At 61.0% G+C, this 15,227-nt stretch carries 14 protein-coding genes; 10 read left to right on the forward strand and 4 right to left on the reverse strand.

Annotated elements, in window-relative coordinates; genetic code table 11:
• Positions 1-29 precede the first annotated feature (29 nt).
• From olsA to trmB, 9 genes are all read left to right on the forward strand, one after another.
• On the forward strand, positions 30-827 hold the full coding sequence (olsA, locus tag PH552_RS20440) for a lyso-ornithine lipid O-acyltransferase (protein ID WP_183762474.1): 798 nt from the start codon (positions 30-32) through the stop codon (positions 825-827).
• 61 nt (positions 828-888) lie between these two features.
• Positions 889-2,301 (forward strand): tRNA (N6-isopentenyl adenosine(37)-C2)-methylthiotransferase MiaB, encoded by a 1,413-nt coding sequence (miaB, locus tag PH552_RS20445; RefSeq protein ID WP_183762479.1) that lies wholly within the window; start codon positions 889-891, stop codon positions 2,299-2,301.
• A 30-nt stretch (positions 2,302-2,331) separates the two neighbouring features.
• Positions 2,332-3,384: a PhoH family protein gene (locus tag PH552_RS20450; RefSeq protein ID WP_113249827.1), complete on the forward strand. Its 1,053-nt coding sequence runs from the start codon at positions 2,332-2,334 to the stop codon at positions 3,382-3,384.
• 19 nt (positions 3,385-3,403) lie between these two features.
• Positions 3,404-3,910 carry an rRNA maturation RNase YbeY gene (gene ybeY / locus PH552_RS20455; protein ID WP_183762494.1) on the forward strand — a complete coding sequence of 169 codons (507 nt, stop codon included), beginning with the start codon at positions 3,404-3,406 and terminating at the stop codon, positions 3,908-3,910.
• Between the two features lie 25 nt (positions 3,911-3,935).
• The gene (locus PH552_RS20460) at positions 3,936-5,108 is read left to right on the forward strand and encodes a hemolysin family protein (protein WP_169644369.1); all 1,173 of its coding nucleotides are present in this window, start codon (positions 3,936-3,938) and stop codon (positions 5,106-5,108) included.
• Positions 5,109-5,186: 78 nt separating this feature from the next.
• Positions 5,187-6,788 (forward strand): apolipoprotein N-acyltransferase, encoded by a 1,602-nt coding sequence (gene lnt / locus PH552_RS20465; RefSeq protein WP_112343667.1) that lies wholly within the window; start codon positions 5,187-5,189, stop codon positions 6,786-6,788.
• 151 nt (positions 6,789-6,939) lie between these two features.
• Positions 6,940-7,359, forward strand: a complete 420-nt coding sequence (locus PH552_RS20470) for a helix-turn-helix domain-containing protein (protein WP_112343842.1) — start codon at positions 6,940-6,942, stop codon at positions 7,357-7,359.
• 188 nt (positions 7,360-7,547) lie between these two features.
• Positions 7,548-8,801 carry a methionine adenosyltransferase gene (metK, locus tag PH552_RS20475; RefSeq protein ID WP_112343668.1) on the forward strand — a complete coding sequence of 418 codons (1,254 nt, stop codon included), beginning with the start codon at positions 7,548-7,550 and terminating at the stop codon, positions 8,799-8,801.
• Positions 8,798-9,499 (forward strand): tRNA (guanosine(46)-N7)-methyltransferase TrmB, encoded by a 702-nt coding sequence (trmB, locus tag PH552_RS20480; RefSeq protein ID WP_112343669.1) that lies wholly within the window; start codon positions 8,798-8,800, stop codon positions 9,497-9,499. Before metK ends, trmB begins: the two co-directional genes overlap by 4 nt.
• A gap of 162 nt (positions 9,500-9,661) precedes the next feature.
• Here the strand turns inward: trmB and PH552_RS20485 are convergent, their stop codons facing one another.
• Positions 9,662-9,919: a BQ00720 family protein gene (locus tag PH552_RS20485; protein WP_112343670.1), complete on the reverse strand. Its 258-nt coding sequence runs from the start codon at positions 9,917-9,919 to the stop codon at positions 9,662-9,664.
• 157 nt (positions 9,920-10,076) lie between these two features.
• Positions 10,077-10,508: an Hsp20 family protein gene (locus tag PH552_RS20490; protein WP_112343671.1), complete on the reverse strand. Its 432-nt coding sequence runs from the start codon at positions 10,506-10,508 to the stop codon at positions 10,077-10,079.
• 230 nt (positions 10,509-10,738) lie between these two features.
• Between PH552_RS20490 and PH552_RS20495 the strand changes: the two genes are divergently transcribed.
• Positions 10,739-11,683: a nucleoside hydrolase gene (locus tag PH552_RS20495; RefSeq protein ID WP_183762497.1), complete on the forward strand. Its 945-nt coding sequence runs from the start codon at positions 10,739-10,741 to the stop codon at positions 11,681-11,683.
• A gap of 63 nt (positions 11,684-11,746) precedes the next feature.
• Here PH552_RS20495 and PH552_RS20500 read toward each other — a convergent pair whose 3' ends face one another.
• Both PH552_RS20500 and PH552_RS20505 read right to left on the reverse strand, forming a co-directional pair.
• A complete protein-coding gene (locus PH552_RS20500) occupies positions 11,747-14,092 on the reverse strand; it encodes a methyl-accepting chemotaxis protein (RefSeq protein WP_113249847.1) in 2,346 nt (781 codons plus the stop codon).
• Between the two features lie 193 nt (positions 14,093-14,285).
• Positions 14,286-15,185 (reverse strand): ribokinase, encoded by a 900-nt coding sequence (locus tag PH552_RS20505; protein ID WP_112343673.1) that lies wholly within the window; start codon positions 15,183-15,185, stop codon positions 14,286-14,288.
• Positions 15,186-15,227: the final 42 nt, after the last annotated feature.

The following is a 15,227-nucleotide window of genomic DNA, read 5'->3' on the forward strand; positions in this document are numbered from 1 at the left end:
GTGAAGGCTTTCATGCAGGAGCGAGCGATTTGATGACCTGGCTGCGCATCGGCTGTGCGGCCGTGGTCATTGGCATCGTCAGCGCCGTGATGCTGCCGCTGCAGATCCTCTGCCTGCGCTTCGACTGGAAGCTCAGGCGCTATCTGCCGCGCTACTGGCATCGCATCGTCTGCTATTGGCTTGGCGTACGCATCCATGTTGTCGGCAAGATGGAGACGAGCCGGCCGTTGATGCTGGCGTCCAACCATTCGTCCTGGCTCGATATTCTCGTACTCTCGGCGGTGGCCGACGTTGCCTTCATCGCTAAGTCGGAAGTGCGCGACTGGCCGATTTTCGGCCTGTTTGCGCAGTGGCAGAAGAGCGTGTTCGTCGAGCGCGAGCAGAAGCGCAAGACCGGCGAGCAGGTGAACGAGATTGCCGATCGCATGGCCGACGGCGAAATCATGGTGTTGTTCCCTGAAGGAACCACGTCCGACGGCAATCGGCTGCTTGAAGTCAAATCCTCGCTGTTCGGCGCGGCCGCTGCCGCCCTGCCGAAGGCGCCGGATGCCGTCGTGCATGTTCAGCCGGTCGCGGTCGCCTATACCCGCGTCCATGGAACGCCGATGGGCCGCTACTATCGCCCGCTGACGGCATGGCCCGGCGATATCGAGCTCGTGCCGCACCTGAAGGGCATCATCCAGTGCGGTGCCATCGATGTCGATGTCTGCTTCGGCCAGGCGGTCGACTATCGTGCCGGCACCAACCGCAAGGAAGTCAGCGCCACCATTGCGCGGCGCATCCGAGCGATGCTCGCCAGCCGGCTGCTGGGTCGCGAGATCGCCTGATTTCCAGGTGATTCCAACTTTTTCATTTTCTCCGAAAGCAAAAGCCACTACATAGCGGCCCATGACCAAGGATAGCCTGACCCTCGACGCCCCGGCGACCGACGCTTTGCAGCTCGGTCCCCGCGATGGCTCCAACAGCCGCAAGGTCTTCATCAAGACCTACGGCTGCCAGATGAACGTCTATGATTCCACACGGATGAGCGATGCGCTGTCCCGCGACGGCTACGAGCCGACAGAGGACATGGAAGAGGCCGATCTCGTCCTTTTGAACACCTGTCATATTCGTGAGAAGGCGGCCGAAAAGGTCTATTCCGCGCTTGGGCGCCTGCGCGAGATGAAGAAGCGCAAGGCTGCCGACGGACGCGAGATGATGATCGGCGTCACCGGCTGCGTCGCGCAGGCCGAGGGCGAGGAAATCCTGCGGCGCGCGCCTGCCGTCGATGTCGTCATCGGCCCGCAGACCTATCATCGCCTGCCGGACGCGCTTCGCCGCGCCAAGGAAGGCCAGCGCGTCGTCGATACGGAATATGCGATCGAGGACAAGTTCGAGCATCTGCCGATCGCAGAGAAGACGAAGATCCGCGCCCGCGGCGTTACCGCCTTCCTGACGGTGCAGGAAGGCTGCGACAAGTTCTGCACCTTCTGTGTCGTGCCTTATACCCGCGGCTCCGAGGTCTCGCGCCCGGTCTCGCAGATCGTCGAAGAGGCCGAAAAGCTGGTCGATGGCGGCGTTCGCGAGATCACGCTGCTCGGCCAGAACGTCAATGCCTGGCATGGCATCGGCCCGAAGGGCGAAGCCTGGAGCCTCGGCGATCTCCTTTATCGCCTGGCGGAAATCCCCGGCCTCGCGCGGCTGCGCTACACCACCAGCCACCCGCGCGACATGGACGATCGGCTGATTGGCGCGCATCGCGACTTGCGCACGCTGATGCCCTACCTGCATCTGCCGGTTCAGGCCGGTTCGGATCGCATCCTGAAAGCCATGAACCGCCGGCATACGGCTGCGGAATATTTGACGCTCATCGAGAAGATCCGTACTGCACGCCCGGATATCGCCCTTTCGGGCGATTTCATCGTCGGCTTCCCGGGGGAGACAGATCAGGATTTTGAGGATACATTGAGACTGATCGAGGAGGTGAATTATGCACAGGCCTTCTCGTTCAAATATTCCACGCGGCCGGGTACGCCCGGCGCGGAGTTGAAGGATCAGGTGCCCGAAGAGGTCAAAACCGAACGACTGGAGCGTTTGCAGGCATTGTTGCTGAGGCAGCAGCATGCGTTTGCCGAGGCCTGTGTGGGCAAAACAGTGGATATCCTTCTGGAAAAGCCGGGCCGGATGCCAGGCCAGTTGATTGGACGCTCTCCCTGGCTGCAATCTGTGAATGTTGATGCAAAAGCATCGCAAATCGGTGACATTATTAACGTACGAATCACCGGAACCAGCACGAACAGCCTTTTTGCTGAATTGCTCTAGGTTCCGGACGGGCACAAGGAGCCGCACCGCTTGAACGGACAGGAATTGGTTTCTTCTTCATCGCGCCAGCCCCGCACCGCGAGCGACGCCAATCACTTCACCCTGACGTTCGAGAATAATCGGTTCGCCAGCGAACTTTTCGGGCAGTTCGACCAGAATTTGAAGCTGCTCGAGGAGCGGCTCGGCATCGATGCCCGCGCCCGCGGCAATTCCGTCGTCATAGCGGGCGACGTGCTGGCCACCAATCAGGCACGCCGGACACTCGATTACCTCTATGACAAGCTGCAAAAAGGCGGCAATGTAGAGCGATCCGACGTGGAAGGGGCAATCCGCATGGCGGTTGCCGCCGACGATCAATTGACGCTGCCGACTATGGAGAGAAAAGCCAAGTTGACGATGGCGCAGATTTCGACGCGCAAGAAGACGATCATCGCCCGCACGCCGACGCAGGATGCCTATATGCGGGCGCTGGAACGGTCCGAGCTCGTCCTCGGCGTCGGCCCTGCCGGTACGGGCAAGACCTATCTCGCCGTGGCACACGCCGCCCAGCTTCTGGAGCGCGGTGCCGTGGAAAAGATCATCCTGTCGCGTCCGGCCGTCGAAGCCGGCGAGCGCTTGGGCTTCCTGCCCGGCGACATGAAGGAAAAGGTCGATCCCTATCTGCGTCCGCTCTATGACGCGCTCTACGACATGATGCCGGGCGACAAGGTCGAACGCGCCATCACCGCAGGCGTCATCGAGATCGCGCCGCTCGCCTTCATGCGTGGACGCACACTCTCCAACGCCGCCGTCATCCTCGACGAGGCGCAGAATACGACATCCATGCAGATGAAGATGTTTCTGACGCGCCTCGGCGAGAACTCGCGGATGATCGTGACCGGCGATCCGAGCCAGATCGACCTGCCGCGCGGCGTCAAGTCCGGCCTGGTGGAAGCGCTGCAGCTGCTGGATGGCGTCGAGGGCATCACCATCGTCCGCTTCAAGGATACGGACGTCGTCCGCCATCCGCTGGTGGCGCGCATCGTTCGGGCCTATGATTCCACCTATGCCGCAAAGGCAGAGGAAAACGATCCGCAGATCTGATCTGCGGTTACGAAAGCTCATGGCCGAACTCGATATACAGATCAGCGTGGAGGAGGGCGATTGGCCTTCCGAAGAGGTATTGCAGTCGCTTGCCGAGCGCGTGCTAGGCGAAGCTGCAAATTATCTCAGGAAATACGAGAAGCAGCGATTTCCAAAAATGGCTCCTGAATTGTCGCTGGTCTTTACCGATGACGCTTCAATCCGCGAGATCAATGCGGAGTGGCGCTCGCAGGACAAGGCGACGAATGTGTTGTCCTTCCCGGCCTTCCCGCTTCAGCCCGGCGGCAAGCCAGGTCCTATGCTGGGTGATATCATCATCGCCAGGGAGACTGTGGAGCGCGAGGCGATCGATCTGGAAAAGAGTTTCGACGACCATCTGACGCATTTGATGGTGCATGGTTTCTTGCATCTCTTCGGCTACGACCATATGAATAATAGCGAAGCCGAAAGAATGGAGGGGCTGGAGACTCGCATTTTGGCGAAGCTTGGCCTATCTGATCCCTATGCGGGACAAGACCCCATTTGATCTGAACCCTGTCTGACCAGGAACAATGAGCGACTTTACGACAAGATCGGCCCCTGAGGCCAAAGACGGAGCCGAAGCAGCCTCCTCCGACGAGGTAGGCAGTAGTAGCAACGGCAAGCGATCCCATTCTTCATTCTGGGCACGTGCCGCGCGCATTCTGCGCCCGGCACAGGACGCCGCCCGCTTGCGCGAGGACCTTGCCGACGCGCTGATGACCAACGCCGCCGGTGATGATGCCTTTTCGCCCGATGAGCGTGCAATGCTGCACAACATCCTGCGCTTCCGCGAGGTGCGCGTCGAGGATGTCATGGTGCCGCGCGCCGATATCGAGGCAGTGGATCAGAATATCACCATCGGCGAGCTGATGATCCTCTTCGAGGAGAGCGGCCGTTCGCGCATGCCCGTTTATGCCGATACGCTGGACGATCCGCGCGGCATGGTGCATATCCGCGACCTGCTCTCCTATGTCGCCAAGCAGGCCCGCAACAAGCGCCGCAGCGGCAGTGCCAAGACGGCGGCCGCTGCAACGGCAGCCCCTGCGGCCGAAAAGCCGGCGCGCTCGGCCAAGCCGAATTTCGATCTTTCGCGCGTCGATCTGCAGAAGACGCTGGCCGAGGCTGGCATCATCCGCAAGATCCTGTTCGTGCCGCCCTCGATGCTCGCCTCCGATCTCCTGCGGCGCATGCAGGTCAACCGCACGCAGATGGCGCTCGTGATCGACGAGTACGGCGGCACGGACGGTCTGGCTTCGCATGAGGACATCGTGGAAATGGTCGTCGGCGACATCGACGACGAGCACGATGACGAAGAAGTGATGTTCAAGCGCGTCTCAGAGGATGTCTTCGTGGCAGACGCCCGCGTCGAGCTCGAGGAGATCGCAGCCGCGATCGGTCCGGATTTCGATATCGCCGAGCAGGTCGACGAAGTGGACACGCTCGGCGGCCTGATCTTCTCAGCGCTTGGCCGCATTCCTGTACGTGGCGAAGTGGTGCAGGCGCTTCCAGGCTTTGAATTTCACATTCTCGATGCCGATCCGCGCCGCATCAAGCGGGTGCGCATCACGCGCAAGCGCCATGCCGCTCGCCGCCGGCCGACCGTCAAGCAGGAAGGCGAGGCAGGAGCGCCCGAGCGCGATTTGCCGGCACCGGAGGCGATCGCCGAGGAACCGCCGGCCGAGCGCAACGCCGCCAGCCAATAAATGGCGCGAAAGCGGGACAAATCGCTCCGTTTTTGAAAGACTGCGGCCAGTTGATTCGCAGTTGAACGGAGCTGGCGCATGGAATGGCTTTCGGGCCGGGTGATCCTCGTCTGGGGTTTCAAACGTGCGTTGCTTGTGATTCTTGCCGGTGCCGTCGGCGTTCTGGCGCTGCCGCCTTTCGGCTTTTTCGCCGCGATGTTTATCTCCTTCACGCTGCTGGTCTGGCTGCTGGACGGTGTTGCCGCGGGCCCGGACAGCGGCCTGCTCGGACGGCTGTGGCCGGCCTTCTTCACCGGCTGGCTGTTCGGCTTCGGCTATTTCGTCGCCGGCCTTTGGTGGCTCGGCCATGCGCTGCTGATCGATGCCGACGAGTTCGCCTGGGCCTTGCCGCTGGCGATCCTCGGCCTTCCCGCCTTTCTCGCGGTTTTCTACGGCGTGGCGACCGTGCTTGCCCGCGTCCTCTGGTCGGACGGCATCGGGCGCATCGCCGCGCTCGCCTGCAGCTTCGGTATAGCGGAATGGTTGCGCAGCTTTCTCTTCACCGGCTTTCCCTGGAACGCCATCGGCTATGGCGCCATGCCCATTCCGCTGATGATGCAGTCGGCGCATGTGATCGGCATGCTGGGCGTCACCGTACTTGCCGTCTTCGTTTTCGCGGCACCGGCCTTGCTCGGCACGCGTCAGGGGCGGCTGCCGGGGATCGGCCTTGCCGTCCTCATTGCCGCTGCTCATTTCGGCTATGGCTATTATGCGCTCAGCCAACCGGAAGCTCCGCTCACCGATGCCAAGACCGTGCCGGTCGTGCGTATCGTCCAGCCCTCCATCGACCAGGAAGCCAAGATGGATACGGCTGCCGATCGCGCCGCCATATTCGACAGGCACCTGGCGCTTTCGGTTCAGCCGCCGGCAAACGGCGGCAAACGGCCTGACATCATCGTCTGGCCCGAGACCGCCGTACCCTTCATCCTGACCGATAACCGGGATGCCCTTGCCCGCATCGCGGATCAGCTCGACGATGATCAGATCCTGATCACCGGCGCCGTCCGCGTCGAAGACATGGGACCGGGCGTCGAACCTCGCTATTACAATTCGATCTATGTCATCGACGGCCGCGGCCAGATCATCGGCGCATCCGACAAGACCCATCTCGTGCCCTTCGGCGAATATGTGCCCTTCGAACACATCCTCAGCTATCTCGGCATCGAGAATGTCGTGGAACTGCCGGGAGGATTTTCCGCGGCGGCCAAGCGGCAATTGCTGACCTTACCCGACGGCCTCAAATTTTATCCGCTGATCTGCTATGAGATCATCTTTCCGAATGAGATGACGCCGGAGATCCGGCAGGCCAATGCCATCCTCAATGTCACGAATGATGCCTGGTTCGGCGACACGCCCGGTCCATACCAGCATTTCCTCCAGGCAAGGGTGAGGGCAGTGGAACAGGGACTGCCGCTGATTCGAAGCGCCAATACCGGCATTTCAGCTTTTGTCGACCCTCATGGGCGTGTGCTTTCTGGTATTGATTATAATCAACAAGGCTTCATCGATACCACTTTGGGTGGCGCAACCCTGTCGCGCATAGACGACAAAGCCAGGAAAATATACTTTTGGTTGATTGTCGGGGTAGTCGCCTTGACGGCGCTGATTTCACGCATGGGTTTTATTTCCAGGGTGAATTGACCAAAAAACCCTAAAATTGCATAGTGCTTAGTGTCCGCCTTTCGAACGTAGACTGGAGGCCTTGGGGGTGTCGGCTGCAACGTGGCGTTATAGGGGTGGTGAAGGGTACCGGGTGGCAGGTCCTGAATTCAACCTATGTTAGGGTATTATGATGATTGAAAACAAAAAGAAGCCTAACCCGATCGACATCCATGTCGGTAGCCGCATACGCCTCCGCCGCACGATGCTTGGCATGAGCCAGGAGAAGCTCGGCGAAAGCCTGGGAATTACGTTTCAACAGATTCAGAAATACGAAAAAGGCACCAACCGCGTTGGCGCCAGCCGCCTGCAGAATATTTCCAGTATCCTCAATGTCCCGGTTTCCTTCTTCTTCGAAGATGCGCCGGGTGAACATTCGGCCACCGCCGGCGGTATGGCCGAGGCGTCCAGCTCCAACTACGTGGTCGACTTTCTGTCCTCTTCCGAAGGATTGCAGCTCAATCGCGCTTTCGTGAAAATTTCCGATGGCAAGGTCCGACGCAAGGTCGTCGAGCTGGTCAAGGCGCTCGCAGCCGAGGCGGATGCCGAATAGCCCTTCGAAGCAAGGTTAAAACCGGTAAAGTCGAGAGGCGGTCATTTTGGCCGCCTTTTCCGCATTTGCGGCAAAATTTTATCACTTAGGCGGGGATATAAAGATATATTTATGTCCTTGTGCGACTTGTTTTTCGAGCTGGAGACGAATATCAAAAGCAGAGATTTGTTCTTTGAGGGGAATCCCGCATGCGCGCGAATTATCTGTTTACGAGTGAGTCTGTTGCCGAAGGTCACCCGGATAAAGTCTGTGACCGCATCTCCGATGAAATCGTCGACCTGGTTTACCGCGAGGCCACGAAGACCGGCGTGAACCCATGGACCGTGCGCATCGCATGCGAGACCCTCGCCACCACCAACCGTGTCGTCATCGCCGGTGAAGTTCGCCTGCCGCCGAGCCTGATGAAGAAGGACAAGGATGGCAACGACGTTATCAATCCTTCGAAGTTCAAGGCCGCCGCCCGCCGTGCCATCAAGGACATCGGCTACGAACAGGATGGCTTCCATTGGAAGAAGGCCCGCATCGACGTGCTCCTGCATTCGCAGTCTGCCGACATCGCCCAGGGCGTCGACAATGCCGCCGACCAGCAGGGCGATGAAGGTGCCGGCGACCAGGGCATCATGTTCGGCTATGCCTGCCGCGAGACTCCGGATCTCATGCCGGCACCGATCTACTATTCGCACAAGATCCTGCAGCTGCTCGCCGCCGCCCGCAAGAAGGGCGATGGCGAAGTCGCCAAGCTCGGCCCGGACGCAAAGAGCCAGGTGACCGTCCGTTACGTCGATGGCAAGCCGTCGGAAGTGACCTCGATCGTGCTTTCCACCCAGCATCTCGATGATAGCTGGGATTCGAAGAAGGTTCGCTCCGTCGTCGAGCCCTATATTGTCGAAGCGCTCGGCGATCTGAAGATCGCCTCCGATTGCAAGTGGTACATCAACCCCACAGGCAAGTTCGTCATTGGCGGTCCAGACGGCGATGCCGGCCTCACCGGCCGCAAGATCATCGTCGACACCTATGGCGGCGCAGCCCCGCACGGCGGCGGTGCCTTCTCCGGCAAGGATACGACCAAGGTCGACCGTTCCGCAGCCTATGCCGCCCGCTATCTCGCAAAGAACGTCGTTGCCGCCGGTCTTTCCGATCGCTGCACGATTCAGCTGTCCTACGCCATCGGCGTTGCCCAGCCGCTGTCGATCTATGTCGACCTGCACGGCACGGGTAAGGGCGTCACCGAGGATCAGGTCGAAGCGGCCATCCGCAAGAACATGGATCTTTCGCCGACCGGCATTCGTCGTCATCTCGACCTCAACAAGCCGATCTACGCCAAGACCTCGGCTTACGGTCACTTTGGTCGCAAGGCCGGCCGTGACGGCTCCTTCTCCTGGGAGCGTACGGACCTGGTGAAGGCTCTCAAGGAAGCCGTGAAACTCCGGGAAGCCGCATGATCGATACCGAGCGCCGGTCGCGGGCGACGGAAGCATTCTTCGGCCGGCGCAAGGGCAAGGCCCTGCGCGGCCAGCAGGCTGAAAAGCTGGAAGCATTGCTGCCGCAGTACATCGTCGATCTTTCCGCCCCGGCGCCGCAGCCGCTGAATGATCTTTTCCCGGTGCCATCAGAGCGTCTGCGCTTGGAAATCGGCTTCGGCGGTGGTGAGCATCTGATCCACAGGGCGCTGGAGCAGCCGAAGACCGGCTTCATCGGCGTCGAACCCTTCGTCAATTCGATGCAGAAGCTGCTTGCGCGCGTCGACGAAGCCGGCGCGCACAATATCCGTGTCTACAATGACGACGCGACGCAGGTGCTGGATTGGTTGCCGGACGGCTGCCTGGATCAGATCGACCTGCTCTATCCGGATCCCTGGCCGAAGAAGAAGCACTGGAAGCGCCGCTTCGTCTCCCAGGTGAACCTTGCCCGCTTTCATCGCGTCCTGAAGCCAGGCGCCCTTTTCTGCTTCGCCTCCGACATCGATACCTATGTCAATTGGACGCTGCAGCATTGCCAGGCGCATGGCGGCTTCGAGTGGACCGCGCAGAATGCCGCCGACTGGCTGACGCCTTACGAGGGTTGGCCGAGCACGCGCTACGAGGCCAAGGCCAGGCGCGAAGGGCGCTCGTCGGCCTATCTGACCTTCAAGAGGGTCTGATTGCTCGTTTCCGGGGGCAGAAATTTGAGGTCTCGGTGATCGCATCACCCTCGTGAGGACCGCCTCTCGAGGCGGTCTGGATCATGCGCATGCGTCGCAGGATGGGCCGGTTCGATGCGGTCCTTGCGAACGGTGAATTTCACCGTTGGGCGACGCCTCAGGTCAGTGCAGGCTGACCGTCTTCAATTCGTCTTCGGCAGCACGGTAGAAGGTGCTGGAGCGATTGTCCGTCAAAAGGATCGGCGTGCCGTCGGCTCCGAAAAGTGCCCAGAGATCGACATCAGGATCGATATCAGGCGCTTCCGGGAAGCAGCGGGATACTTCGGACCAGTCCATTTTTCTGATGTAGGCGACCTCGCCGGTGCCGATATCGGCAAGTTCGGTTTGGGTCAGGCGGGCGGTGGCTTCTTTCAACAACATGCTCGTACCTCCAGTATGAGGGACCAACGGCTCCAAAGCGCAATGCCGAAAGCTGCAAGCGGCTTTCAGACGGCATCATGCTCCAGCTATTTGATTCCAGACCGGATTCAGATTTCAGGCCGATTCGGTCTGAGATCATCCGGCCTGGGCCGTTGTCCTACTGTGAGACCGAAATGTTAATTTTCTTTACTATGCGGTCCGGTTCCGGCCGGATGAGGTCGACAGAGAGCAGGCCGTTCTTCAGCGTGGCACCGAGCACCTGCATGCCGTCCGCAAGCACGAAAACGCGCTGGAACTGCCGGGCGGCGATACCACGATAGAGATAGTCGCGCTCACCCTGTTCGATCTGGCGGCCGCGGATCAGCAGCTGGTTTTCCTCCGTCGTGACATCGAGCTCATCTTCGGAAAAGCCGGCGACAGCCAGCGTGATGCGCAATCGCTCAGGCTCGCCAGACAGGCGGTCCGCACGCATGCGTTCGATATTGTAGGGGGGATATCCGTCACTGACCTTGGAAATCCGCTCCAGCGTCTTTTCCATAGTATCGAAGCCCAGAAGCAGCGGGCTGGCAAAGGGAGTCGTCCGGCTCATTGTCTCAAAGTCCTTGGGTGTCAAGCGACCGTTCCGGACCTGATCTTCAGCACCCGGTTGTCCCTAATATGGGAGTACGCGCTTGTGAGTGCAAGCCATCGTGCTTTCGCATTTGCGAGAGGGAAATCCGCCGTGACGATTCGTTCGCCACACGGCTGTCCAGCGCTTGACAAAGCCTGACCGGACCCGCGACAAAGCCTGTCGATCTTTACCGGAGGAAAGCCACAGATATGACCGAACCTAGAAAAATCATCATCGATACCGACCCCGGTCAGGACGATGCCGCGGCGATCTTCCTCGCCTTCGGCAGCCGTGAGGAGATCGACGTGCTTGGCATCACCACGGTCGCCGGCAACGTGCCGCTGCGGCTGACGAGCCGTAATGCCCGCATCGTCTGCGAACTCTGCAATCGACGCGACGTCAAGGTTTTCGCCGGCGCCGACGCGCCGCTCAAGCGCAAGCTGGTCACGGCCGAGCATGTACACGGCAAGACCGGTCTTGACGGCCCGGAGCTGTCAGAACCGACCATGGAGCTGCAGGCCGGTCACGCCGTCGATTTCATCATCGACACGCTGCGCAGGGAGCCGGAAGGGGCAGTTACCGTCTGCACGCTTGGACCGCTGACCAATATCGCGATGGCCTTCCAGAAAGCGCCCGACATCGTCGGGCGCGTGCGCGAACTTGTCATGATGGGCGGCGGCTTCTTCGAGGGTGGCAACATCACGCCGGCAGCCGAATTCAATATCTATGTCGACCCGGAGGCCGCGGACGTCGTATTCCGCTCCGGCGTGCCCATTGTCATGATGCCGCTCGATGTCACGCATAAGCTGCTGACCCGCAAGGATCGGGTCGCGCGTATCGCTGCCGTGGGCACTCCGCCGGCCAAGGCCATGGTCGAGATGCTGGAATTCTTCGAGCGCTTCGACATCGAGAAATACGGCTCGGACGGTGGCCCGCTGCACGACCCGACCGTTATCGCTTACCTCTTGAAACCCGAGCTGTTCAAGGGGCGAGAGTGCAATGTCGAGATCGAGGTTACGTCGGAGCTGACGGTGGGCATGACCGTTGTCGATTGGTGGCATGTCACCGATCGTAAGCACAATGCCAAGGTCATGCGCGATGTCGATGCGGACGGCTTCTTCGCGCTTTTGACGGAACGGTTCGCTCGCATCTGAAAGGGGCAACAAAAAGCCGCCGGATCGCTCCGGCGGCTTTTTTATTCATCAAACTGAGCCGGCTTAGAATTCTTCCCAATCGTCCTGGGCCAGCGCATTGGCGCCCTGGGTCTGAGGAATGGGCTTGCGCATCGGTGCGGCTGCGGGCGCCGTCGCCTTGCGTGGGGAGACAGGCGCCCTCATCTGCCGGGCGGTGGCCCGCAAAGCGCCGGCATTGTCCTGCGCGGCGCCGGCGGTGCGGAAGCGCGCGACAAGGGCCTTCAGCGTCTGGGCTTCCTCGGCAAGCGCCACGCTGGAGGCCGTGGTTTCCTCGACCATCGCGGCGTTCTGCTGGGTCACCTGATCCATCTGGTTCATGGCGGAGTTGATTTCCTTCAGCCCGATGGCCTGCTCGCTCGCGGAGGCGGAGATCTGCCGGATCAGCCCGTTGATCTCCATCACCTGCTGGGCGATCTTGTGCAGGGCATCGCCCGTGCGGCCGACCAGATCCACGCCTTCCTTGACCTGACCCGCAGAAGCATTGATCAGGGTTTTGATTTCCTTGGCGGCATTGGCCGAGCGCTGGGCGAGCTCTCGAACTTCCTGTGCTACCACCGCAAACCCTTTGCCGGCCTCACCCGCACGGGCAGCTTCGACGCCGGCGTTGAGCGCCAGCAGGTTGGTCTGGAAGGCGATCTCGTCGATCACGCCGATGATGCGCGACACTTCCTGCGACGATTGCTCGATGCCATGCATGGAGGAAATGGCACGCTGGACGATCTCGCCGGAATGCTCGGCATCCTGGGACGCGGCATTGACGCTGCTTGCGGCGATGCGGGCGTTTTCGGCGCTCGAATTGACCTGCGCAGTGAGCTGGTTGAGGGCCGCCGCCGTCTCTTCGAGGCTTGCCGCCTGCTGCTCCGTGCGGCGGGCGAGATCCGAGGCGCTGTTGCTGATTTCGCCGGTGCCGCCGCCAATGTTGCCGACGCTGACATTGACGGTATGAACGGTTTCTTCGAGGCTGGCTAGCGCGGCATTGAAGTCCTGCTTGAGCTGGGCGTATTCGCCCGGGAACTCGTCGGTGATCCGCTGGCTGAGATTGCCTTTCGAGAGTTCGGCCAGGCTTTGCCCCAGAATGCTCACGATCTGGCGCTGCAGCGCGACGCTCTCGCCGCGCTCGGCTTCCGAACGGCGGCGCTCGCCCTCGGCCGCCAGGCGCTGATCGTTGGCCTCGCCTTCGAGGCGCTTGGTATCGGCCAGCTTGAAACGGAAGCCTTCCAACGCCTTGGCGACGGAACCGACTTCGTCGGCGCGCACCTGACCGGCAACCGGCTCGGCGTAGTTGCCGGCGCTGAGGCGATTGACGCTGGCGACGAGACCGGCGAGCGGCGTCTGCACGAAGCCGCGCACGGCGGCATAGAGAGCCAGCATGACGGCGGCGAGCACCAGAATGCCGGCGACGATCATCATATAGGTCTGGTCACGCACCGGCGCTGCGATCGCGCTGTGCGGCACGTCGATCAGAACGACCCAGGTCGCGTTGAGGCCCGGAACGGCGAAGGGGTAGACGACGCGATCGAATTCTTCGCCGCCGTTTTCCGAAAGGTTTCTGAGGACGTTTGCGGAAGAGGAGGTCAGCGCAGTCTTGATGACGTCAGCGCCCGAGCCGTTATAATCTTTCATCAGCAGGTCGGGTGCCGGCGCGACAAGCCACTTGTTATCCTGGGAAACCAGCAGAACACGGCCGGTGCCGAAAGGCTGAAGTTTCTGCAGCTTGGAGGAAAGCGAGGCAAGAGAGATGTCGACACCGGCAACGCCGATCAGCTTGCCGCCTGACATGACCGGATAGGCGATCGAGCTCATGGTCGTGGGAACGTCGGTGCCCTGAGCGAGATAGGGCGGGGTGATGGCACCCTTGCCGCTGTCGGCGGCGAGCTTCCACCAGGCAGCGGTGTAGTCGTTGTCGAAGGTAGAGAACTGGATGCCGCCGTCCTTGGTTTTGGACCAATAGGGTGTGAAGGCGCCCTTGTCGTTGACGCCTTCATCCTTGTTGTTGGCGAGCTCGGTCGTCTTGCCGTCCAGCGCGCCGAGCTGTTCGCAGAACCAGCTGCCGAAGGCAAAGGCGTTCTGTTCGACATTTGCCTTGAGGATGTTGATCATGCCCTTTCGGTCGAAGGTATGGCCTTCGTGGCCGCGGCCGATGATGGCGGCCATGGAGCGGGCGGCACTGGCCATTTCGCCGACATTGGCGGCGATTTCATGGGAGATGGATTTGGCTTCGGTATTTGCCTGATCCATCGTCAGCGCCTCGACACGATTGCGAGTCTGGGAAATCAGTAGAAAGTTGGAAACCAGCAATACGAGCGCAATCGCCAGCCCGGTGACCAAGATCAGCTTGGCCGCAAGCGACTTCATACGAAAGATGAACATCATTTCCTCGAAAAAACGATGCGTCGGATACACATTATCCAGATGCAAGGTCGGCGCAGGATGGCCCCGTCATGGGGCCGCCGTTAAAATTCCTGCCGCAGCCGGAAGGCCATACACGCCAGGCCAGAGGAGAATGATATGGAAGCGCAAAAATTTAATTAATTGCGCTTCGCGAGAGTTGTAAAATTTAGGCCTAAAGCTTTTCGGCGACTTCGCTGGCAATCGGGATGGAGGGCTGCGCGCCAGGCTTCAGGCAGGCCAGCGAACCGGCGACGGCAGCGCGGCGCAGGCTGGCATGAAAATCCAGGCCCTGATCGAGGCTTGCGGCAAAATAGCCGCAGAAGGTATCGCCGGCGCCGACCGTATCGACCGGCTCGATGACGAGGCCCTTGGCACGCGAAAGCTCGCCGTCACGGATGGCGATGACGCCGTCGCCGCCAAGCGTGACGATCAGCGTCTGGCCGGTTTCGCCATGCAGGCGGACGAGAGCAGCCTCGCGCTCGGCTGCCGACATGTTGTCCTGGCCGGCCAGTCTTTCGAATTCCGTCTCGTTGGCGATGACGATATCGGCAAGCCGGCCGAGGCGCGCCGCCTCCGGGATCAGGGGCGCGAGGTTGAGCACGGTGCGCACGCCCTTCGCCTTTGCCGCATTCAGCGCCATCTCGACGGCAGCGACAGGGATTTCGAGCTGAAGCATCAGCGTATCGCCGGGGTTCAGCGCCGCCACGGCAGCTGTTGCGTGTTCGGCCGTATTCGTGCCGTTGGCACCGGGAACGACTGCGATCATGTTCTCGCCGTCGCCTCCCACCAGAATGAGAGCCGTGCCGGTCGGCTCGGACACGCGCCTGACGGTGGAAAGATCGGCGCCGGCCGCATCGAGCAAGGCAAGCGCAGGCTCCGCAAAGCCGTCATTGCCGACTGCCCCGGTCATGCGCACGGTTGCCCCGGCGCGGCGCGCGGCGAGCGCCTGGTTGGCACCCTTGCCGCCGGCGGCGGTGGAAAAGCCGTTGCCGGCGACTGTTTCGCCCGGCTTCGGCAAACGATCCGTGGTGGCGATGAGGTCCATATTGATGGAACCGAAAATAGTGATCATGCGGTGTCCTGCCCTGGGTGTTGATCCCGCATGATCCTGCCC

This window comes from Rhizobium aureum (assembly GCF_030182495.1).
In the GTDB taxonomy this organism is placed as follows: Bacteria; Pseudomonadota; Alphaproteobacteria; order Rhizobiales; family Rhizobiaceae; genus Rhizobium; species Rhizobium tropici_C.

Excerpts from the sequence above, each read along its gene's own strand:
- miaB (WP_183762479.1), top strand. The coding sequence starts at position 889 with ATGACCAAGGATAGCCTGACCCTCGACGCCCCGGCGACCGACGCTTTG.
- ybeY (WP_183762494.1), top strand. The coding sequence starts at position 3,404 with ATGGCCGAACTCGATATACAGATCAGCGTGGAGGAGGGCGATTGGCCT.
- PH552_RS20460 (WP_169644369.1), top strand. The coding sequence starts at position 3,936 with ATGAGCGACTTTACGACAAGATCGGCCCCTGAGGCCAAAGACGGAGCC.
- lnt (WP_112343667.1), top strand. The coding sequence starts at position 5,187 with ATGGAATGGCTTTCGGGCCGGGTGATCCTCGTCTGGGGTTTCAAACGT.
- PH552_RS20470 (WP_112343842.1), top strand. The coding sequence starts at position 6,940 with ATGATTGAAAACAAAAAGAAGCCTAACCCGATCGACATCCATGTCGGT.
- metK (WP_112343668.1), top strand. The coding sequence starts at position 7,548 with ATGCGCGCGAATTATCTGTTTACGAGTGAGTCTGTTGCCGAAGGTCAC.
- trmB (WP_112343669.1), top strand. The coding sequence starts at position 8,798 with ATGATCGATACCGAGCGCCGGTCGCGGGCGACGGAAGCATTCTTCGGC.
- PH552_RS20485 (WP_112343670.1), bottom strand. The coding sequence starts at position 9,919 with ATGTTGTTGAAAGAAGCCACCGCCCGCCTGACCCAAACCGAACTTGCC.
- PH552_RS20490 (WP_112343671.1), bottom strand. The coding sequence starts at position 10,508 with ATGAGCCGGACGACTCCCTTTGCCAGCCCGCTGCTTCTGGGCTTCGAT.
- PH552_RS20495 (WP_183762497.1), top strand. The coding sequence starts at position 10,739 with ATGACCGAACCTAGAAAAATCATCATCGATACCGACCCCGGTCAGGAC.
- PH552_RS20500 (WP_113249847.1), bottom strand. The coding sequence starts at position 14,092 with ATGTTCATCTTTCGTATGAAGTCGCTTGCGGCCAAGCTGATCTTGGTC.
- PH552_RS20505 (WP_112343673.1), bottom strand. The coding sequence starts at position 15,185 with ATGATCACTATTTTCGGTTCCATCAATATGGACCTCATCGCCACCACG.